The sequence below is a fragment of the Pseudomonas sp. LBUM1653 genome (assembly GCF_059716115.1).
Window position 1 is genome coordinate 2,020,398 of the sequence record NZ_CP166803.1, and the last position, 19,173, is coordinate 2,039,570.

Below are 19,173 nucleotides of genomic sequence, written 5' to 3' on the forward strand. Positions count from 1 at the left end.
ACTCATGGACGGGGCGACAACGTGCGGCGCAGGTTGATGACGGTGGGAATCGGCATCAGGCGGCTGAGCCAGCTCATGGTGCGTATCGACACAAAGCCGTGGTGGGCATAGAACGCCCGTGCGGCGAGGTTTTTCGCCTGTACTTCCAGTTCGATTTTTTCATGGCCGCAGCCTAAAGCCTGCTCGCACACCGCCTGCAGCAAGGCGCTGGCGACGCCCTGGCGGCGGGCGGTTTTACGCACACGCAAGCCGTACAGGTAAAACCCATAGTACCACTCGCGGCACTCGCTGATCATGAACAGCCCGTAGCGCAGCGTGCCACCCAGCCAGCCGAACTCACGCACGAAGGGCTGCAGGCCAGGTGAAAACGGCCCGCGTCGATGGTGTTTGAACGCTGCGTAACCGATGACGCCATCACTGCGATAGGCAAGCAACACCCGGTCCCAATTGATCCCGTCCACCAACAGGCGGTGACGGCACTCTTCGTCGCCGAGGATGAACGCCAGCGAGCCGCGCCCCGAGGTGATCCAGCGTGCAATCGCCGGCTCGCGCTCCTTAAGGCTGGAGGCGAGGACGATCTGCACGGGTTCACGCTGCATCGCGTACCGACGCCAGATGATCGATAAACGCCTTGGCCAAGTGCTCGACACCCATGTCCGCGGCGGCGCTGGCGCTACGCGCGGTATTGGACCAGATGAAGTACTCGGTATCGCCATCCGGCTCACCCAGGGCGCCATACACGTCGGGCAGGATTGGCACATGGTCACCGAAGAAACACAGCCCGGTCGGCGTGCCGCGCGCCAGCATGTGCTCGCGCAGTTGGCCGAGCATGCGGTCGGCGTTGCCCAGGTGGCGCACGTAGGGGGCGAGATCGCGCAGGTCTTCAGGCAGGGGGCGGTCGAACCATTGCGCGAGATCGGCCGCCTCGACGCTTTCCAGATGCAGCGGCCCGTGGTTCTCCATGGTGATGGCATGGATGTACAACGGCTGCGTGCGACCCGGGGCATCAAGCAATTCGCTGATCTTGTCGGCCACGGCGCAGTCACCGATAAACGGACCGGCCTTCTGCTGCTCGTTGAAGCTGCGCACGTCGATGAACTCGTCGAAACCCAGCGCCGGCAACACCTTGTCGCGACCGTAGAAACTGCCCACATAAGGATGCACGCACACCGTGCGATAACCTCGACGCTTGAGTTCCAGGGCGATACTGGCAACGCCCTGGCGCGCCAGGTGGCGATAGGGATTGAAGCGATGGACGCCGAGCTGGTCGACCTTGATGCCGGTCAGGAAGGCAAATTCGGTACGCACCGTATTGGCACCCCAAGCCGCCACCTGCAAACGACCTTGGGTCAGCGCTTCACCGCGCAAAGTGTCGAACTGGTCGAGGACCTGCGCACGAATGCCGGGCCACAGTCGGCGCGCATCGAAAAACGATTCGCTCTGTACCGACACCAGGTCCGCCAGGGTGGCATCGGCCATGGGACGAGCCTCCTCGCCAAGGAACGGCGAGTTCAATGACGCCAGTGCCACAGGGCGCCGGGCCGCAAAAAAATACGTCCACAAACTGGCCGCCAACCCCCAGCGACCCAGGTCCAGGCCAGCGTCGAAGGTCGGTTGCAGGGACTTAAAGCCGCCAAGCCAGAGCAGCACCAAGCCACCGAGCAAGGTGCCCGTCGCCACGGCGTGGGCGTTGGCACCGACCGGTTCGAAATACAGGCCACAGCCCAGGTAGACGACAAACAGCAACGCCAGGCCAATCGCCTTGCCGATGCCGAAGAACGGCAGGTACAGCCGCGGATAGCGCACCGCATCGCTGAAGTATTCGAAGTCGGCGCAGACGAAGGGCTCGCGCAGCGAATGGTATTTGGCATTGCTCACCAGCACGATCAACAGCCACAGGGCCAGCACGTTCACCGCGCTGAACCAGACGCGGCCGGTGATCAGGTACAGCAAGCCGACGGCGAACGCCCAGGCACCGGCGTGCAACAGCCAGGCGCGCAGCGGGCGACGCCAGCCGGGGCAGGGCACCAACAGTCTTTCGAAAGCGCACGACAGGAGAAAACCGAGCACAACCACCAAGCCAAACGCACTACTCAAGAAATCAGGCACCGTAATCCAGCCACCGCAAAATGATCGACGACAGCCGTGGCGGAATAACCCCCAGGGCCCAGCATCCAAGGTTCAGCGGGAACGGAAAACTGATCCGCGCCTGATTCGCCGCCAGGCCCTTCTGAATCCTTCTCGCGGCTTTTTCCGGGACCCAGAGCAAGGGTTTGGGGCCGGGCATTTCAAAGCACATTTTCGATTCGACGTAGCCGGGCATGATCACGTTGATCTTCACCCCGTCCACCGCCACCAGGTCGCGCATGGCTTCGCCGTAGGCCTTGATCGCCGCCTTGCTGGCGCTGTAGCTCGGGGTGGCGGGCAGCCCGCGCCAGCCGGCCAGCGAACTGAACAGGGCGATCTGCCCGAACTTGCGCGCGCGCATCGCCGGCAACGCGGCTTGCACCGTGGCCAGGGCCGCCAGCACATTGATTTCGATCAGCGCCTGCGACAGCTCCCAGACTTCGCCCTCGCCATTATCACCGGTGGACGTGTTGACCCCGGCGCCGACAATGATCAGGTCCGGTGCCTCGCTCTCGCTGATCTCGCCGATCCAACGCCGCAAGGCCGTAAGATCCTGGACGTCGAGCGGCTGCAGCAACACCCGGGCACCGAGGGCGCGGCATTGCGCGGCCATTTCTTCCAGGCGATCCAGGCGCCGGCCTTGCAGTATCAGGGTCACCCCCGGTGCCGCATAGGCAGGCGCCAGGGCACCACCGATGCCGCCTGTGGCACCGGTGATGAGAATGCAGCGTGGAGACTTGTGCAGCGTCATAGGTACTGTTCGATCTTCGAGGTTTTCGCCATCAACACTTCCAGGGAGTTGTTCACCGCCATGTCGATGCCACAGCGGGTATAGAAGCCGCCGTTGACCTGCGTGGTGTGAATGACCGTGCTGCGAAAGCGTTGAAAGAGCGTGGGGTCGGGTGGTTCCGGGTGGTCCCAGAACTCGTCGAGGCCGCCTTGGTGGGTCAGCCCCTTGAGGTTGTAGATCGGGTCGCTGAGGGCGATGGTCGGCACGTTGTGCATCAGCGACGAGCCGCCCACGGTGCTGTTGACCGTGACCACGCCGGCGACATGCGACAGCAACGTCGGCATGTGCCCGCTCTCGAGGAAGTCCACGCGGTCTTCTATGCCCAGCTTGTGGGCGATGCGTCGGGTGATGCGCTGGTAATTGACGATACCGGGCGTCAGCGGATGGTTCTTCACCACCAGCCGCGCATCGCTGCCGGCATGGCGGGCGAACGAGCCCATCACGTGCTTGAGCACATCCTTCATGTGCCGGAACGGCGAGTGGTCGCGGATCTGCGCATCGCTATCCAGCTGCAGGGGCAACAGGAAGGTGCGGTGACGATTGCGCGCCACCTCACTGATCACCTCGGAATCGCGGCCCTTGGCACTCAGCAGGCGAATGCCCTGGCGAATGTAGCCCGCATACTCCACCGCCGCGTTGAACGGCGCGTGCGTCTTGTAATGGGGGAACACCACTTTGTTCAGCGCGCCGCCGACGTGATACATCACGTCATGCAGGGCCCGGGAGGCAAAGGACAGGCGAAACTCGTTGCCGTTGTGATAACGCGGAATGTACTTGCCCACTTCCCGATACCACTCCGGATCACGGGGCAGCAGCGAGTGATTGTTCACGCCGTTGCGCTCAAGGGTGATCCAATACGGCCGGAAGTAACCTTCCTCGAACACGTGCACACGAATGCCCAGCGACTTGGCCAGCTCCACCGCCGGTTGATGCACCGGACGGCAGTCGCCGAACAGCACTACGTCGGTGATGTGCTCCGCCTTGAAGCAGTGGCTGTAGAAATCCAACAACCGCTCGGGGCGCGCCGAATAAAACTCCAGCGCACCGCTGCTGTATAGGGTATCGCCCATGTTGAAGCTGACGGACTTAACCCGCTGTCCCTCGGCCCGCAGGGCTTGGGCCAGGCGCGCGAAAAACGGCGAACTGACGCCCTGCAATAACAGGAACGAGTTGCGCGGCTTCACCGGCACCGGGCGCAGAGAGCGCTGCCGGGGAACTAGGATTTCCTGAGGCGTGGTTTCAAAACCGTAAGGAGCAAACGCTGAATCATCTCTCGCCATGTTGGAGTTCTTCCTTGCGTTGGTACTTCATCCCAGTTCTGGATCTCGATAAGCGTGCGTTCAGGAGTGGTAAATTTTCGGGTGATGCGGCTGACATAAGTCGGGTAGCGGATCAGGGTCGCTGCCACCAGCTCGTCCAGGCTCAGGCGCCGGGTGCGGCGCGCCTGAACATCCGGGCTCAGGTCGCGATCCTGGGTCAACCCCCAACCGGCATAGAACGGCTGGCCATAAGTGGTCACCGGCACGCCGCGTAACAAAGCTTCGAAGCCCGATTGCGAAGTCAGCACATGCACCTCGTCGACCTCGGACAACAGTGTGTGGAAAGGCACATCGCCCACCACCTGGTTGCACCAGTCGCTGGTGCGTTCTTCGTCTTCGCCGGCCTCACGTGTGCCGGCCAGTACTTCGGGGTGCGGCTTGTACAACAGCCACGCCATCGGATGACGCTCGCGCACCGCCTTGAGCAAATCCAGGTTGCGGCGGATCCGGTGCGCGCCATAACGAATCGACGCGTCGGACTCCACCTGGCCCGGTACCAGAATCACCCGCTCGACACCGGCGGGGCGTTTCCACGGGGTACCGGGCAGGTTGTACTTGGTCACGCCGGCCACGCAGATCGCTTCACGCAAGGCCGCTGCCCGTTGCAACAAGCCCGGTGCACAAGGCTCGTTTTGCAAAATGTGTTCCAGACGCGAAGGGCGGGTGGCGTCGTAGTAAATGCCCAGGTCGTCGAACACCCAGGACAGAGGGCGGGTTTTTTTTGCGCCTAGGCCGACGGAGCGTAGGAAGCCGTCTTCGACGCGGCCGAGGTGGCTGGCATTGTCTTGTTGTGCAAGCGCAACGTCATGCTGACAGCCCCAGGTGACCACGTCCGCTCGGGTCTTGGAATCTGTGGGCGGTGGAGCAAACTGAGTGAATGAACCGTTAAAGAAGTCCTCCACCAACGGATGTTTCCACTTGCTGAAACCGACCATGTGCAGGCTTTGAGGCAACCGACTGCGCATCCGCCGCTGCAGACCCAGCCACGCCAGCACAGTTTCGGCCTGGCACGGGGCGCCCGTCTCCGGGTCGACATAGCGCGGGTATTCCACCAGCGCGGCATGCAGCAGTTGCTCAAGGCTGACCTGCTGGCGACGCTCAGGGGCGGGCCACGCGTCAACGGTCAAACCCCAGCCGGCATAGAACGGCATGCCAAAAGTGTGCACCGGCACGTTCCACAACAGGGCATCGAAGCCCAGCTGTGAGGTCATCACGTACACCGCCTGAACAGCCGATAGCAGCTCGGCGGGGTGCACGTTATCGCTGATCACCTGCACTCGTGGATGCTTGCGCAACGCCGGCAGGTCGAAGTGCCCCTGCTTGCGCCCGGCCACCACGTCCGGGTGAACCTTGACCACCACTGTGCTCTGTGGATGCTCGGCCAGCGCTGCGTCGAGCATGCGCTGGAAATCGGCGGCGGTGGCACCTTGCAGCGAGGCATCGCCGCAAGTCTGATCGGCGACCAGCACGCAGGGCTGCGGCAACGCATAGACTTCGATCCGTGCGCCGTTGTATTTCGACACACGCTCTTCGCACCAGCTCGCCTGCAAGGCACGGGCACGCAAGACCTGTGCTTGGGTCAGCGGCAGGGAAATCAGTTGTTCGAGGCGAGAAGGGCCGCTGGCGTCGTAGTAGATGCCCAGCGGATCGACGATCAGCGACAGCGGCGGGTCTTCAGCACCCAGGCCCACCGAGCGCAAAAAGCCGTCTTCGACAGTGATCAGCGGCAACCCGGCAGCGCCTGCAGCCGCTTGCGCACGCAGCGCGCTAGGTTTGCGTCCCCATGCCAATACGTCATCGGCCTTGGCAATGTCGCCCACTGCTCCACACAGCAGCCGATACTCAGGCAGCAAGGCAGGAAGGGTAGGGATCTGTTGCGCACCTTTAGACAGAATCAGTAAAGAGCGAAGTGGCGGGGCAGCATTGTCCATAAAAAACAGCGGATATCCATGACGGGCGCACTCTCGGTCAGGCACGAATCATTGCGTGTGCCTGGAGGAGATGCTCAATGAAATTTGCCGCGAATGATAATACAAACGGATGGTTGTCATTCACAAAATGTAGGAAAAATCTGACAACTTTTTCACATAAATAGAGATTTCCCAAAACACCTGCAGGCCCGTCCACCTCGGCCCGATGAGCGGCATCCGTGAGTCTTGCGGCCCGATTGACAACGGCAAGAAAACCAATTCACCTCACTGCAACTGCCCCCCGCCAACGCCCCCATCACCCCTGCAGGAGCTGGCTTGCCAGCGAAGGCGATCACCCAGCCAACCCATTTCGCCCGAATTCACTCAACTTTTGAAGAACCTTCCGACAAGCCTTTCAGGTTGTCGTTAGGAAGACGTATCTCTAGCCTTTATCCGCCGCTGCCAAATCAGCGGCCGGGCATGGAACCCCGGTGCGAAAACGGCTCAATAACATCACCAATAGATGGAGCTTCAACATGCCCAAATCCTCCTCAGGCACCATGTTTCTCATCGCCCCAGGAATCGACACCGAGACATTGCTTGCCCACGCCTGTGAATCGCTGAAGTCCGCAAGTGTCATGGCCAGTGATTTCGCGACATTTGTCGACGGACCGCAGCGCAGCATGCTGTTGGGAATCCAGCAAGTGATCATGCTGGCCGATATGGCGGTGAATCGCGCGCTGGATAATCTCGATCCGCAAGAGTGATCGGGTCCCTCTCGGAACCAGCGTTCTTGAACTGACAGGAAGCCCAGGCGTGAAGACGCCTTCGCGTCAAATCAGCCCCTTGGAGCTGGCTTGCCAGCGAAGGCGTCCTCATATTGAACAACGAACGTCCGTGTCGACTCGCCTAACGGCCCGAAATCAACGGCAGCGCCAACAAGTACTCATACTTCTCATGCAACAGATCCAGCTTGCCCCGTCGCTGATGATCGGCAATGGTCTTGGGTCGCAGGAAGTGCCAGAGGGAATTCTGCAGGAAAAAATAATTCAGATTGCGCAATACCTGTTGTCGGTCGAACCGAGGGTCCAACTTTTCCAGATAGGTCGCGAGGAACTCGTCGCGCGCTGCCATAAAGCGATCCATGTCGCTGCGCCTGAACACCGCGCTCAGGTAGGAACCGCCGTCAAATCCGATACGCCCGACCTTGAACTCGCTCCAGTCGATCATTTGCAAACCTTGGGGCGACAGGAAAAAATTCTTGCGCAAGTAATCCATGTGGCAAAAACAGCGCTGACTCTTTTTTGCTCCATTGGCCTCACGGCGCAACATCGGCCGCAACGCGCGAAGTCGGCGGGGTAGGTCGGCAAAACGGTCGTCGTCTCGGGCCAGTTCTTCAAGGGAGTGCAAATAGCGCTCGTAATTGAAGCGCGACCGCAGCAGATACCAAGGCCGAAAAAAATCCATGGTCCAAAACTTGGGAGCCTGCCACCAGATAGCGAGGCCCAGATGACGGCTGGAAAGTGCCTCGATCTCGGCAATGCCCGGCGCCACGGTCTTTGCGATAGACGACATGCGTGGCGGACGGCCTTGTACGTACCCAGTAAAAATCAAGCTTTCCCAAGGCGTTTCAATCACGCCCAGGCAAGGTGGGTGCTTGAAGTAAACACTTTCGCTCAGCACGTCGCGTTCCCGATAGAAACGTGACTCCAGGCTGGTGATAAAGAGAGTTTTTCGAATCGACTTTTCGATCACGTCCACTGTGGCGCCGGTAGCGAGGTCCGTCAGCCGGTGATGACGCACGTAATTGACGAACGAGGCATTGGACGCGAGATCATTGGTGACGATGCTGAACCCGTCAGCCCGATACCCTGGCAGGAAAAAGCTCAAGCGTTTTTCCAGCGTTGAGCGACTTAGCCAGAAGGCATTCCTGCTGCTGGCAAGTGTTGTGTCGTTCGATTCGGTACCCATGCGTTCCAACTGTAAGCAACCATCCATTTTCTGCCTGACACACCAGTGAGGGCGTCTCGATCCTTACCCACTTTCCGTAACAGTTGACCAGAAGGGGCGCGATAGTACGGATTCCGTCCACTGATTGCCATCCACGTGGCACTCAATGACTTGTTTAATGTGGTTTAGGAAATTTCCTACAGACGGGAGGACTTCTCCGTTCCCTCGCTGCCATTGAGCCGTTACCATACGCGCCTTCAAAATCAAGGAGCGATAAGGTCCCCATGAATCACCTACCAATTGCCAAAGAAGCGCTCTATGCCCAGGCGCAAGCAATCAGTCAGCTGGCCGAACGCCTGGATGGCGAATTCCAACGTGCAGTCGAACTGATCCTCGGCTGCAAAGGTCGGACCGTCGTGTGCGGCATGGGCAAATCGGGTCTGATCGGGCAAAAGATGGTCGCGACGTTCGCCTCGACTGGCACTCCAAGTTTCTTCCTGCATCCGGCTGAGGCCTTCCACGGCGACCTTGGTATGCTCAAGCCAATCGATGTGCTGATCCTGATCAGCTACAGCGGCGAGACAGAGGAACTGATCAAGCTGATTCCGAGCCTGAAATCCTTCGGCAACAAAATCATCGCCATGACCGGCAACGGAAAGTCGACCCTGGCCAAGCACGCGGATATCTGGCTGGACATCTCCGTCGAACGAGAAGTGTGCCCCAACAACCTGGCACCGACCACCTCCACCCTGGCGACCATGGCCATGGGCGATGCCCTGGCGGTAGCCTTGATCGAAGCCATTCAATTCAAGCCGATGGACTTCGCCCGCTACCACCCCGGTGGCAGCCTGGGTCGCAAGTTGCTGACCCGCGTCAGCGACGTCATGCACTCGCCGGCACCGATCGTCACCCCGGCCACCAGCTTCCACGACTGCCTGCTAGTGATGACTCAAAGCCGCATGGGCCTGACCGTGGTAATGGAAGAGGACGTCTTGGTCGGTATCGTCACCGACGGCGACCTGCGTCGCGCATTGCTGGAAAACGAAGGCGTGATTCACACCACCGTTGCCCACTTCATGACCGCCAACCCGCACACCATCAAGGATGATGCGCAGCTGTCCGAAGCGGAAACCTACATGCTCGACAACAAGATCCGTGCCCTGGCCGTCACCAACAGCAACAACGCTGTCGTAGGCGTCGTCGAAATCTTCGATTGATACCGCCAACCTCCATGCTCCGCCAGCTCCTGCGATCCCACACGATCCTTGTAGGAGCTGGCTTGAACTGGTCCAGTGATCTCGGACAATCTTTTCGGGTTTCACGCCGCTAACTTTTCTGGTTCTGCCGGTGAGTGGTAACAGTTGTAGTTGTGGCGCGTTACTAATGCGTTTTACGCATTTTTTATCATGGAAGAATTTTGTGTTTGGTTTATTTTCAAAGAAGGCTGGGAAGCCGTCAAAAAAAATTCAGATCGTATCGGTTCTGAATAAATTGTCTGCACAATCAGGTGGCGTTACCCGAGTAGCGATGGCCAGAGCTCATACGCTTTCCGGTCGCGACCTTCGATCCCTTATTGCAACGCTTGATTACGATCCGATTATATTTGAATCCATCGCTACTCTTCGGGCCGATGCTCGCTTAGGTAGTGGTGTCGGGGTCCTGAATTTCTTTATCTATTACGCGATACTTTCTGCATCTGCCGGGAAGAAGCTTCTTATCAAAGATTATTATGTTGGTATTGATAATGATATTTTGAATCGGCAGTCCCGATATGTAGGCTTGACAGAGTTTAGGTCGACTGAGTATTCGGATGTCAATGGTCGGGTTTTCGCAAGAGAGTTCGTTGGTACAGACGGCCATGTTGTTAGTTTTCAATTGGAGGTTCCCGGCAGGGAGGTTTTGGTTTTTGGGACAAGAGATGACGCTTGTACTCATTGGTTGAATGAGGTCTCTAACTTCGGCAAGACAAGTATATTAATTGCAGATTCATCCACGAAAAGCGGTGTTGTAGCGAGTGTCTCGGCAAGGAAAGCTAGAAAGATACTCACTTTGCATGGTAATCATCTGGCCCGGCCTTATAACTTTGGAAGTGATGTAAAGCCTCTCAGCAGAGGAATTATTAGTAGTTCACGGTCCGCGGATGCTGTAGTGCTGCTTACCGCTGCGCAGGCGAATGATGTTTCAAAGCAATTCCCCTCCGTAAAAAACTTGTACGTAATCCCGAATTCGGTAGATGCGTCTCCAAGCAGGTCGATCGATAGATCAAACAAAACGTTTGTAGTCGTTTCTCGGCTAGAGTCCGTAAAAAATGTTGCAATGGTAATTCGTGCATTTCGAATTGCTGTTGATGTTGACTCAGAGCTACGATTGGAGATTTGGGGCCATGGGAGCCAGCTGGAAGCTCTCGAACGATTGATAGTCAAGTTGGATTTGTCGGGTTATGTGAAACTTGAGGGTTATGCGAATCCTGTTTCTGAAAAATTTTTCGGTGCTCGTGCCTCACTTTCTGCTTCGGTTTCTGAAGGTTTTGGCCTAAGCATTTTGGAGTCTATGTCCTGTGGATGCCCAGTTATTGCGCTTGCTTCGAATTACGGTCCAGTCGAAATCGTTAAGAATGGTTTAAACGGGTATTTGGTCGAGAATGAACAGCAGATGGCTGATCGTATAACTCAGTTGGCCAATGATGACACTCTCCTCAACGACTTGGCTTCAGGTAGTTTGAAAACTGCAGAGGCCCATAATGCTGATTCGATAGGCGATCTGTGGGTAGCTTTAGTAAAAAATCTTACCGATCCATCTTGGCAAGGCTATAAAGCCAAACGCTCAAGAATTCTGAAAAACTCGCGATCCAGCATTGGAGGAAATATTCTTTTCACTACACCTACTAGTGAGAAACTTGATGATTTCAGAAGAATAGAAATCATTCGGGTGAACCGTAAGCGCATGCTCAACGGAGTGGCCTGTCTTGTTGAGCCTGGGTTGTATTCGATCAAACTGCTGGAAAGGGATAGGGAAGGCGGGGTTCTGTTGAAATTTTCTCAGGGTAAGAATGTTTATCAAGGAATTGTACCAAACGGTTCAATCGAGTTTCGATTGCTGTCCTAGGCTAGCTAGCGAAATCTGACAATCTTCAAAGTATTGCATGGGAGTTCTGATTGTATGCATTCGACAGGCAACCTGAACAAGGACTGGGTATAACTTAGACAGGTCGCGCAGTTCATAGTCGATTTTTGTGAGCGAGTGCAAGTGTTGAAAGAGTCTAGCCGAGAGCCGAGTAACCAGTCCTGGATGTGGGCGCAAACCGGCGGCAATACGCCCAAGGCGCGACGGCAAATGCTCAACTTTACAGCCTGGTCGAGACTGCCAAAACCAACGGCCAATGGCCTTGTGCGTGGCTGCGCCACGCACTGGAGCGCCTGTCACATGCATCCTCGGTCGAGGATTACGAAGCCCTGTTGCCATAGAACTGCAAGCCTTCGACCCTACAGCTAAATGCGAGACACGCTTTTGACTAGGTGGGTATATGGAGCGCTTACCCGTATCTCTGCTATGAATGACTCGTCGGCTTACTGCGCCATCTTCGCCATCACCTGCGCATAACCAGCCGCAGTGCCCAGTACCGCATCCTTGCCCTGAGCAAACAGAATACTGTCCGCCACTTCACGGAACGCACCGGTACCGCCCGCTGCATTCAATACATGGGTGGCCGCCGCTTTCACATACACCGGCGCATCCGCCACGGCAAACGACAGGGCACACGCCGCGAAGGCCGGCAGATCGATGCAGTCGTCACCGATGCACGCCGTTTGCGCGGCGCTGACACCGGCTTCGGCCATCAACTGGTTGCAGGCCGCCTGCTTGTCCTTCACGCCGAACTGGCAAAGGGTAATGCCCAGGTCAGCCACGCGCTTGCGCAGCGTTGCCGAATCACGCCCCGATAACACCGCCACCCGCACACCATTTTCTTCCAGCAGCCGCATGCCCATGCCATCACGCACATGGAAGCGCTTCAGGCATTCGCCGGTGGCGTCGTAATAGATGCCGCCGTCGGTGAGCACGCCATCTACATCGGTGATGACCAGGCGAATGTCGTTGAGGGTCGGCCGTGGGGTAGGGGCCTGGCCGCTCATCAGCGCCCGCACCTGCTCCAAGCACTCCGGGGTATCCACTCCCGGGCCGGTCGGTTCGACCTGATACGCCCGAATGCAGTAACCCGCGGCCATCAGCCTCAGTTGCTCCAGTTTCTCGGCGTGCTCCAGCATCGGCTGTGGCAGGCTGCTGTAGTCGGCCAGGACATCGCGACGATAGCCGTAGACACCGACATGCTTGAGGTAGTGAGCGACTTCGCCGTCCCGTGGGTAAGGGATCGGCGATCGGCTGAAGTACAACGCGTTACCGTTGTTGGCCAGCACCACTTTCACGGTGTTGGGGTTGCCAGCTTCGTGCGCTTCGATCGCGTGGCACAAAGTGCCAACCTTCACGTTCGCATCGGCGAGCATGCCTGCAGCCAGCGCCTCAATGTCCGCTGGACGCACCAGCGGCTCATCACCTTGCAGGTTGATGTATATGTCCGCATCGATCTGCGCCATGACTTCGGCCAGGCGGTCGGTGCCGGATGGGTGATCCGGCGAGGTCATGACGCATTCACCGCCGAACGCCCGCACTGCTTTAGCAACGCGTTCGTCGTCAGTGGCGATCACCACCACATGAGCATTGGCAACTTGCAGGGCACGTTCGTAGACGTGCTGCACCATTGGCTTGCCGGCAATATCAGCTAGCGGCTTGCCCGGCAGGCGAGTCGAGCCATAGCGGGCCGGAATGACAATCGCGACCCGTTGTTCTGTACTTGCCATGTTCAAAATCCTTGTTTCAACAGACTTGGCTTCAGGCAATGTTCAATGGCGGGAACGACTTGACCAGGTCATCCAGTGCCTTGATCTGCGCCAGGAACGGCTCCAGTTGATCTAGCGGCAGGGCGCTTGGACCGTCGCACTTGGCTTGATCCGGGTTCGGGTGAGCTTCCAGGAACAGGCCGGCCAGTCCAACGCCCATGCCGGCACGGGCCAATTCAACGACCTGCTCACGGCGACCACCCGATGCAGCGCCCGATGGATCGCGTTGTTGCAGGGCGTGGGTTACGTCGAAAATGATCGGCAGGTTCGCGCAGGTACGCTTCATCACGCCGAAGCCCAGCATGTCCACTACCAGGTTGTCGTAACCCAGGCATGTGCCGCGGTCGCACAGAATCAGTTGGTCGTTACCGGCTTCCTTGAACTTGTGCACGATGTTCTGCACTTGTGATGGGCTCAGGAATTGTGGCTTCTTGATGTTTACTGGCTTGCCGGTCTTGGCCAAGGCCATTACCAGGTCGGTCTGGCGGGCCAGGAATGCAGGCAGTTGCAAAACGTCGACCACTTCGGCGACAGGTGCGCACTGATAAATTTCGTGGACATCGGTAATCACCGGTACGCCGAATTCAGCCTTTACAGCTTCGAAAATACGCAGGCCTTCTTCCATGCCAGGGCCACGATAGGAGTGGATGGAAGAGCGATTGGCTTTGTCGAAGCTGGCCTTGAACACGTACGGAATGCCCAGCTTTTCGGTCACACGCACGTATTCGGCGCAGGCGGTCAGGGCGAGGTCCAAGGATTCGAGGACATTGACGCCGCCAAAGAGGACGAAAGGTTTGGTGTTAGAGCATTCAATGTTGGGAGTGATTTTAATCATGTCTACAAGTCCTCTTTGTAAATAATGAAAAGGGCGTAGTGTCGATGCCGCAGCGCGATAGGTGCGTAGCGGCATCATCCGCTTTTCTTATCCAGTTACGTGTTGAGTGTCGTTATTCATTGAGCCATGTCGCGAGTCTGTTTTGAATTGCGACATTGTCATTTGCTGCCATCGAATACGAATTTACGTAGTAATGCAGAAGTTTCTGTGTGCGTCGTTGATCAAAAACAAACGCTTCATTGAGGCGAGTTTGAAGTTCGGTAACAGTGCGCGGATAAGCGTGAACTGCATACGAATAGTCGCACTCGCCCGTCACAATCACAGGTCGACCATGCAGTAATGCTTCCAGACCCACACCGGAGTTCACCGTAAACACTGCTTTTGCACCGGCGATCAGGTCATGTACCGAGGCATCGGACATCTCGATAGCGCCGGAGGCGGTAAGCGAATCCAGTGTTTTTTGCACGGACATGCTGTTGCAGTAAGGGTGACGCTTGACCCGAACTTTTGTCGAGCTGCCGAAGTAGTGCTCTGCAACAGTGCGGACCAATTCGATACCGGTAATTTCTGCCAGGGCAGCTACAGTGTCAGTTGGTATTTGCAGCGCGACGAAGACGTAGTCATCCTGGAATGTAGTACGTTCGGCTTTTTGCGAATACTTGGAGATATTGTTATGAATGTAAGTATCACGCAGTTCGCGTTCGTTCTCCGTTAATGCTTCGCAGGAGAAATTTTCGCTAGAGCGTTCAATGGGCTCGTGGATTGTAGCAAGCGAGGAATACCCTGCAAAACCTTGGTGATCCATGCTGCAGCGGCCAGCCAAAGGGACTTCCTGGATGTGCAGGTGATTACTGTTCAGTGGGGCATTGGTGTGGTAACTGACGACGCGTGCACCTGGAATTCGTGGGTCGCAGTTCCTCCAGTTCCATTGATGTCTAGGCACCAGTATCAGATCGCTACGATCCATCAAATAGCTGTACACGTTCGAAAGAAACTCGCGAACGGTGGCATAGCTGGGTTTTTCTTCATTGGGTGCAGCAAAAAATACCGTAGGGATGAAAACCTCCACGGTTTTAGAAAGATCGACATGATCTAGGTCGATGTCTACGATCGCTCCATTACGCAATCCGCAAAGGTGAGATGAAATCTCATTGGCGCTGGCGACTTCTACTAATGCGCGGGCTTTACCAAGGTTGCGAATAACGGTTTCCAACCAGCGCTGGTTATCTTCCGATACAGGTTGAGTACCGGTTCTGCTCCGGTTGATGATTTGCTGCGCTTCGTGAAGCCAGCGACACTTCACGGCGACCTTGACTTGATCGTCCGGATTGATGCCTTTTTTACCCTTTTCGGATGCGATAAGTTCACGTGCCTGATTGCGTGCGGTTTGAGTCTTCTCATGCAAGTCCGGGAAGAACGGCGTCGCGCGATTGATCATTGGCATGAACTTCATCAGCGTCTCACGCGGAAAGTTCAAGATATGCAATAAGGTGTTGCGCGCGTCATTGTACAGCGCATTATCAATCTCAAAGGACAGGCGCTTGACTGAGCCAAATACAGGGTAGCAAGCCTGAGCCGCACAAAGATAAGAGTAGGCTCTGGCAACCTGAGCATCATCGCGCAACATGTCACTGATCCGCATGAGCAGTTTGCGCTCGGATGGAAAGTCAACTTGTGCTGCCAGCAGAACGTCGAGCGCAGCCTCCTGGTTGCGAGTCGTCTGGTAAGCTTTTGACAGCATCAGGCGGTAGTTCAGCCTTGATGAAACTTCTGTCGGGAACGAATTGATGGTCTCAATGACTTTATGGTGCTGATCCAGCTGACTGTATACGCGTGCCAGGATGTTGAAGTTCGTCAGATTGCTCGGATCGGTTTTGATCGCCTGATGTGCCTGTTCAACGATAATGTTAAGCCAGGAAGCGTCGTTACCCGCCATCAGAAAAGCCTGCTCAAGCTCGCTGCTTGATACCAGGGATTTGGCCTTTGGCTTGGCGAGTGTCGTTTTTTGTTGTTGGGATTTGGCTGGTCGATAAAGCGCCAGGACTTCCGACACTTGACTGCAGGATGGGGCTCGTAGCAGTGTCTCAACGGCTTCCTCCTTGGCGCCTCGCGCAGCAAGGATCTTGGCCGTCTCTATGTAGCCGAAGGAATTTGATGGGTATTTTTCAATTGCGTAATTTGAGTAGCGTAGTGCTGACTCAAGGTTGTTATGGGCATTGGCGGCACTAACGGCTTGGCGCAGCTGACCTAGTGATACATTCAACCGTAGCAGTCTATCTGTACAAGCCAGGCTTGCGCGATGTGCACCAAATTTAGAAAGCAGAAAAATCGCTTTTACAATGATGTGTCGCTGGATGGATAGCATTATTTTACGCTCTGCTTTTTCTTGGCAATTGCCAGCTGACGCTTCGTTTTGTAATACTCTTTCAATTCTTTTCGTACGTAGGACTGAGGCTGGTTCGGCACAAATTCCCCTTTCCAGAGCTTTACCAGCGCTTCATGGGCCAGGCTCAACGAGTCTTTGGTGTCGGTAAACAGAGAGCTTCGCAGGGGTTCATACAAGTCGACATATTTTTGCGAATTCTCAGACAGTTCGGCGATTCCATCAGCCAGGGCTTCTGGAGTTTTAATCGACAAGCCCAGTTCGCTGCGTCGAGAATATTCCAGGCTGTACTCGTCAATTTTCTTGCCACCCATCTGCTCGGCCAAGTCTGTATCGAGCAGTGCGATGGGCTTTCTGCAGTACATGGCATCAAAGATGGCGCCGCTGTAATCCGAGATAACCACGTCGCTTATGGACAGTAGCTCCAGCAGGTCATCGTTCGCACCAAAGTGACAAATTGCGCCCATGTCCATTTTATCTTTGCGAGCACTTTCAAGAAGCTCTGTGTTGTGGTGCATTTTCATCAGAACGTTGAAGTTTTCCGCCAGATCGTAAATCGCGTTCACATACTGATCGACGCTGGATAGATCACCCCAGGTCGGCAGATACAGTACCGTTTTGCGATTCGGGTTCAATTTGGCGGCATGCTTGCTTTTGGCTGCCTCGTGAAAAGCATCGGAGTGCCAGTCATCGTAACGCGGATTTCCAACGGAAGCGGTCGGGCTGAAGTAGTCGATTCTTTCCGAAGCGTAAGGGCCATAAGTCAGGCACAGGTCTGCAAAAGCACGCCATGGACCATAATTATGAGGTTCCTTGGCATAACCATATTGGATCATGGCTATTTTCGACTTTTCGAAAGTCTCAATGCGAGAGAAGGGTGTCTGGCACACGATGATGTCGAAGACCCCATCAAGATTGGCCATTTGCGCGCGGTCCCACACCATGATCGGGGTGCCGGGATTCTTTAGGATGTCATCGCTGAACTCGGAAATGAAGTCCTGGCGCTTTTCAATCACGAAGCAGGCGCCAGGAAAAGTGCTGGCTAACTTTTGTATATGGAGGAACTGAAAAGGGTTCCATCCAACAAAACCTATCCTGGGTGTCTTACCCATACTTTTTGATCTCTGCAATCAGTTGTGTAGTGGAAATGCCTTCGGTGCGAGGTAGATAAATGACTTCGCACAATGACTTGAACTCATCAAAACGGCCTTCCCAGTCGTTACCCATTACCAGTGCGTGGGCACCGAACTCCTGAATATATTGACCTTTGAGTTCAAGCGATTCCTCAATGAATACTTCGTCAACGCAGGCAAGAGACGCGATGATGTCGCGACGTTCGGTTTCCGGGTAAACCGGGTTACGTTGCTTTTTCGAGAAGTTCAGCGCATCGGACGAGACACCTACCACCAGCCTGTCACCCTGGGCGCGGGCACGTTGCAGGATTTTGACGTGGCCGATGTGAAGGACGTCGAAGGTGCCGAAGGTGATGATGGTTCTCATGAAATATCCCTATTGTTAAACGCTTGCGCTGTATGAAAGTCGAGTATGGGTTCCAGTTCAGACCCGGAAAAGAACTGCGGGTGTGCGCTGCGTTAGATTTGTTGGGCGCCGATTCTCTGGTTTGACGCCGGCTCTAACCATAAAGCCCACCTAGTACGAGTGGGCTTTACAGTCGGCTATAAGTGCGCGCCCAGTTAGGCATTTGCCCGAGGTTGAGTTGTACCGAGCTTGAAGCTGAATTTTTTCTTGAAAAGCTTACCTTTGTAAGGTTCGCCATCGACCATGAATATCAGTCGGTACCAGCCACGCTTGGCATCGAACGAGGTGCTTTGAATCGGATAAATACCTGGTGCCACGAGTGGAGATTTGTCGTCTGGACCTGGCTCATGAGCGACTACTTCAATGGATGTGAAGCGATCCAAAGCATTCATGTCTGCATGAGCGGTAGGCGTGGCAAACCACACGATGCCGGAGCTGGTGCCGCTTGCTGCGTTGGTAACCGTGCCGGACAACGCTGTGCGATTTTTCAGTCCCATGTGCAGTTTGATGGCATTGATCTTGTCAAGCGCTTCAGAGACGTCTGCGAAATCAACGCCTGTCATATCCTGCGGCTCGAGTTCCCACCATTGGCTGGCCAGCAGCCGTTCAATTGTTTCGTCGTCAAATCTGTAGCGAATGATTTGAGCAGGAATGCCACCAACGATAGCGTAAGGGGGGACGTCCTTTGTAACCACGGCACCTCCGGCGATCACTGCGCCGGTGCCCACTGTAACTCCTTGGCAAATCATCGCGCCTGCGCCAATCCAGACATCGTGACCTATCACCGCTGGGTCGGAAGTAGGACCTTTAACTCGTTGATGAGTTTGATATCCTTCAACATCAGTAAAATGATTTGCGTTGTATTGGAAAGGATGGCAGCTCAAGTAATCCGTCGGATGATTGATTGGGCTGATTTCCGCGTTGCGTGCAATGGAGCAATAGTTGCCAATAATAGCGCCTCTACCTACATAACCATCGCGTCCTAGGTATGTATATTTGCCGATCTGCGCTTTGGCATTGACAGTGACTGCGCCATACAACTTTACAGGGCCAATCAAGACAGCTTCTTTAGAAACGCTCGCGAGTTTCGATATTAATGTGTCGTCCAAGATTACTGCGCTCCATGATGTCATTATGCAATCACTAAAATCCAAGCAGCATAAATCGACAGATTTATGCTGTTCACGCATTTTTCAATGCGGTATCAATGAAATCGACGATTTTATCTATGTGTCAAAAATGTGTCAAGCAGTCAGATTGATAATTTAGCTGCAATTAAGTATTGATTCTTACCTTGCACGATCATTTCAGTGAAAATATTTGACGTCAATTTTTGACTTCATCAACAGCGCAGGCACGGGCTTTAGTGATTTTTGCTCGTTTTTCGATGTTTTTTCGGTTTTTAGTCTCTCTGTGCTCGGGGGGGGA

General features: G+C 55.6%; 15 protein-coding genes and 1 pseudogene. 4 read left to right on the forward strand and 12 right to left on the reverse strand.

Annotated features, from left to right (window positions below; genetic code table 11):
- Nucleotides 1-2: 2 nt before the first annotated feature.
- The 5 genes from ACA054_RS09270 to ACA054_RS09290 are packed head-to-tail and all read right to left on the reverse strand — an operon-like array spanning nucleotide 3 to nucleotide 6,167.
- On the reverse strand, nucleotides 3-599 hold the full coding sequence (locus ACA054_RS09270; protein WP_497689113.1) for a GNAT family N-acetyltransferase: 597 nt from the start codon (nucleotides 597-599) through the stop codon (nucleotides 3-5).
- Nucleotides 589-2,097, reverse strand: coding sequence for an LTA synthase family protein (locus ACA054_RS09275; protein WP_497689114.1), 1,509 nt, complete (start codon nucleotides 2,095-2,097; stop codon nucleotides 589-591). The genes ACA054_RS09270 and ACA054_RS09275 overlap by 11 nt, the downstream gene beginning before the upstream one ends.
- Before the next feature lie 4 nt (nucleotides 2,098-2,101).
- On the reverse strand, nucleotides 2,102-2,878 hold the full coding sequence (locus tag ACA054_RS09280; protein ID WP_497689115.1) for an SDR family NAD(P)-dependent oxidoreductase: 777 nt from the start codon (nucleotides 2,876-2,878) through the stop codon (nucleotides 2,102-2,104).
- Nucleotides 2,875-4,197, reverse strand: a complete 1,323-nt coding sequence (locus ACA054_RS09285; protein WP_497689116.1) for a capsule polysaccharide biogenesis protein — start codon at nucleotides 4,195-4,197, stop codon at nucleotides 2,875-2,877. The genes ACA054_RS09280 and ACA054_RS09285 overlap by 4 nt, the downstream gene beginning before the upstream one ends.
- Nucleotides 4,134-6,167 carry a capsule polysaccharide biogenesis protein gene (locus tag ACA054_RS09290; RefSeq protein ID WP_497689117.1) on the reverse strand — a complete coding sequence of 678 codons (2,034 nt, stop codon included), beginning with the start codon at nucleotides 6,165-6,167 and terminating at the stop codon, nucleotides 4,134-4,136. The genes ACA054_RS09285 and ACA054_RS09290 overlap by 64 nt, the downstream gene beginning before the upstream one ends.
- Before the next feature lie 515 nt (nucleotides 6,168-6,682).
- Here ACA054_RS09290 and ACA054_RS09295 point away from each other — a divergent pair.
- On the forward strand, nucleotides 6,683-6,913 hold the full coding sequence (locus ACA054_RS09295) for a DUF6124 family protein (RefSeq protein ID WP_497689118.1): 231 nt from the start codon (nucleotides 6,683-6,685) through the stop codon (nucleotides 6,911-6,913).
- A 142-nt stretch (nucleotides 6,914-7,055) separates the two neighbouring features.
- On the opposite strand, the gene ACA054_RS09300 is transcribed toward ACA054_RS09295, so the two are convergent.
- Entirely contained in the window at nucleotides 7,056-7,907 is an 852-nt protein-coding gene (locus ACA054_RS09300; protein ID WP_497689119.1) for a phosphotransferase family protein, read from the reverse strand.
- Nucleotides 7,908-8,380: 473 nt separating this feature from the next.
- Between ACA054_RS09300 and ACA054_RS09305 the strand changes: the two genes are divergently transcribed.
- The 3 genes and pseudogenes from ACA054_RS09305 to ACA054_RS09315 all read left to right on the forward strand — a co-directional run.
- The gene (locus ACA054_RS09305) at nucleotides 8,381-9,313 is read left to right on the forward strand and encodes a KpsF/GutQ family sugar-phosphate isomerase (protein WP_497689120.1); all 933 of its coding nucleotides are present in this window, start codon (nucleotides 8,381-8,383) and stop codon (nucleotides 9,311-9,313) included.
- Nucleotides 9,314-9,479: 166 nt separating this feature from the next.
- On the forward strand, nucleotides 9,480-11,201 hold the full coding sequence (locus ACA054_RS09310; protein WP_497689121.1) for a glycosyltransferase: 1,722 nt from the start codon (nucleotides 9,480-9,482) through the stop codon (nucleotides 11,199-11,201).
- Between the two features lie 212 nt (nucleotides 11,202-11,413).
- A pseudogene (locus ACA054_RS09315) lies at nucleotides 11,414-11,560 on the forward strand (transposase domain-containing protein); the annotation flags it as partial.
- A gap of 102 nt (nucleotides 11,561-11,662) precedes the next feature.
- Here the strand turns inward: ACA054_RS09315 and kdsB are convergent.
- From kdsB to ACA054_RS09345, 6 genes are all read right to left on the reverse strand, one after another.
- Complete coding sequence (gene kdsB, locus ACA054_RS09320) at nucleotides 11,663-12,949, reverse strand: 3-deoxy-manno-octulosonate cytidylyltransferase (protein WP_497689122.1); 1,287 nt, start codon at nucleotides 12,947-12,949, stop codon at nucleotides 11,663-11,665.
- 31 nt (nucleotides 12,950-12,980) lie between these two features.
- On the reverse strand, nucleotides 12,981-13,823 hold the full coding sequence (gene kdsA / locus ACA054_RS09325) for a 3-deoxy-8-phosphooctulonate synthase (RefSeq protein WP_497689123.1): 843 nt from the start codon (nucleotides 13,821-13,823) through the stop codon (nucleotides 12,981-12,983).
- A gap of 112 nt (nucleotides 13,824-13,935) precedes the next feature.
- Nucleotides 13,936-16,188: a capsular polysaccharide export protein, LipB/KpsS family gene (locus ACA054_RS09330; RefSeq protein WP_497689124.1), complete on the reverse strand. Its 2,253-nt coding sequence runs from the start codon at nucleotides 16,186-16,188 to the stop codon at nucleotides 13,936-13,938.
- A complete protein-coding gene (locus ACA054_RS09335) occupies nucleotides 16,188-17,318 on the reverse strand; it encodes a CDP-glycerol glycerophosphotransferase family protein (protein ID WP_497689125.1) in 1,131 nt (376 codons plus the stop codon). The genes ACA054_RS09330 and ACA054_RS09335 overlap by 1 nt, the downstream gene beginning before the upstream one ends.
- Nucleotides 17,311-17,706, reverse strand: a complete 396-nt coding sequence (locus tag ACA054_RS09340) for an FAD synthase family protein (RefSeq protein WP_497689126.1) — start codon at nucleotides 17,704-17,706, stop codon at nucleotides 17,311-17,313. Before ACA054_RS09340 ends, ACA054_RS09335 begins: the two co-directional genes overlap by 8 nt.
- Nucleotides 17,707-17,900: 194 nt before the next feature.
- Nucleotides 17,901-18,854, reverse strand: a complete 954-nt coding sequence (locus ACA054_RS09345) for a CatB-related O-acetyltransferase (protein ID WP_497689127.1) — start codon at nucleotides 18,852-18,854, stop codon at nucleotides 17,901-17,903.
- Between the last annotated feature and the right edge of the window lie 319 nt (nucleotides 18,855-19,173).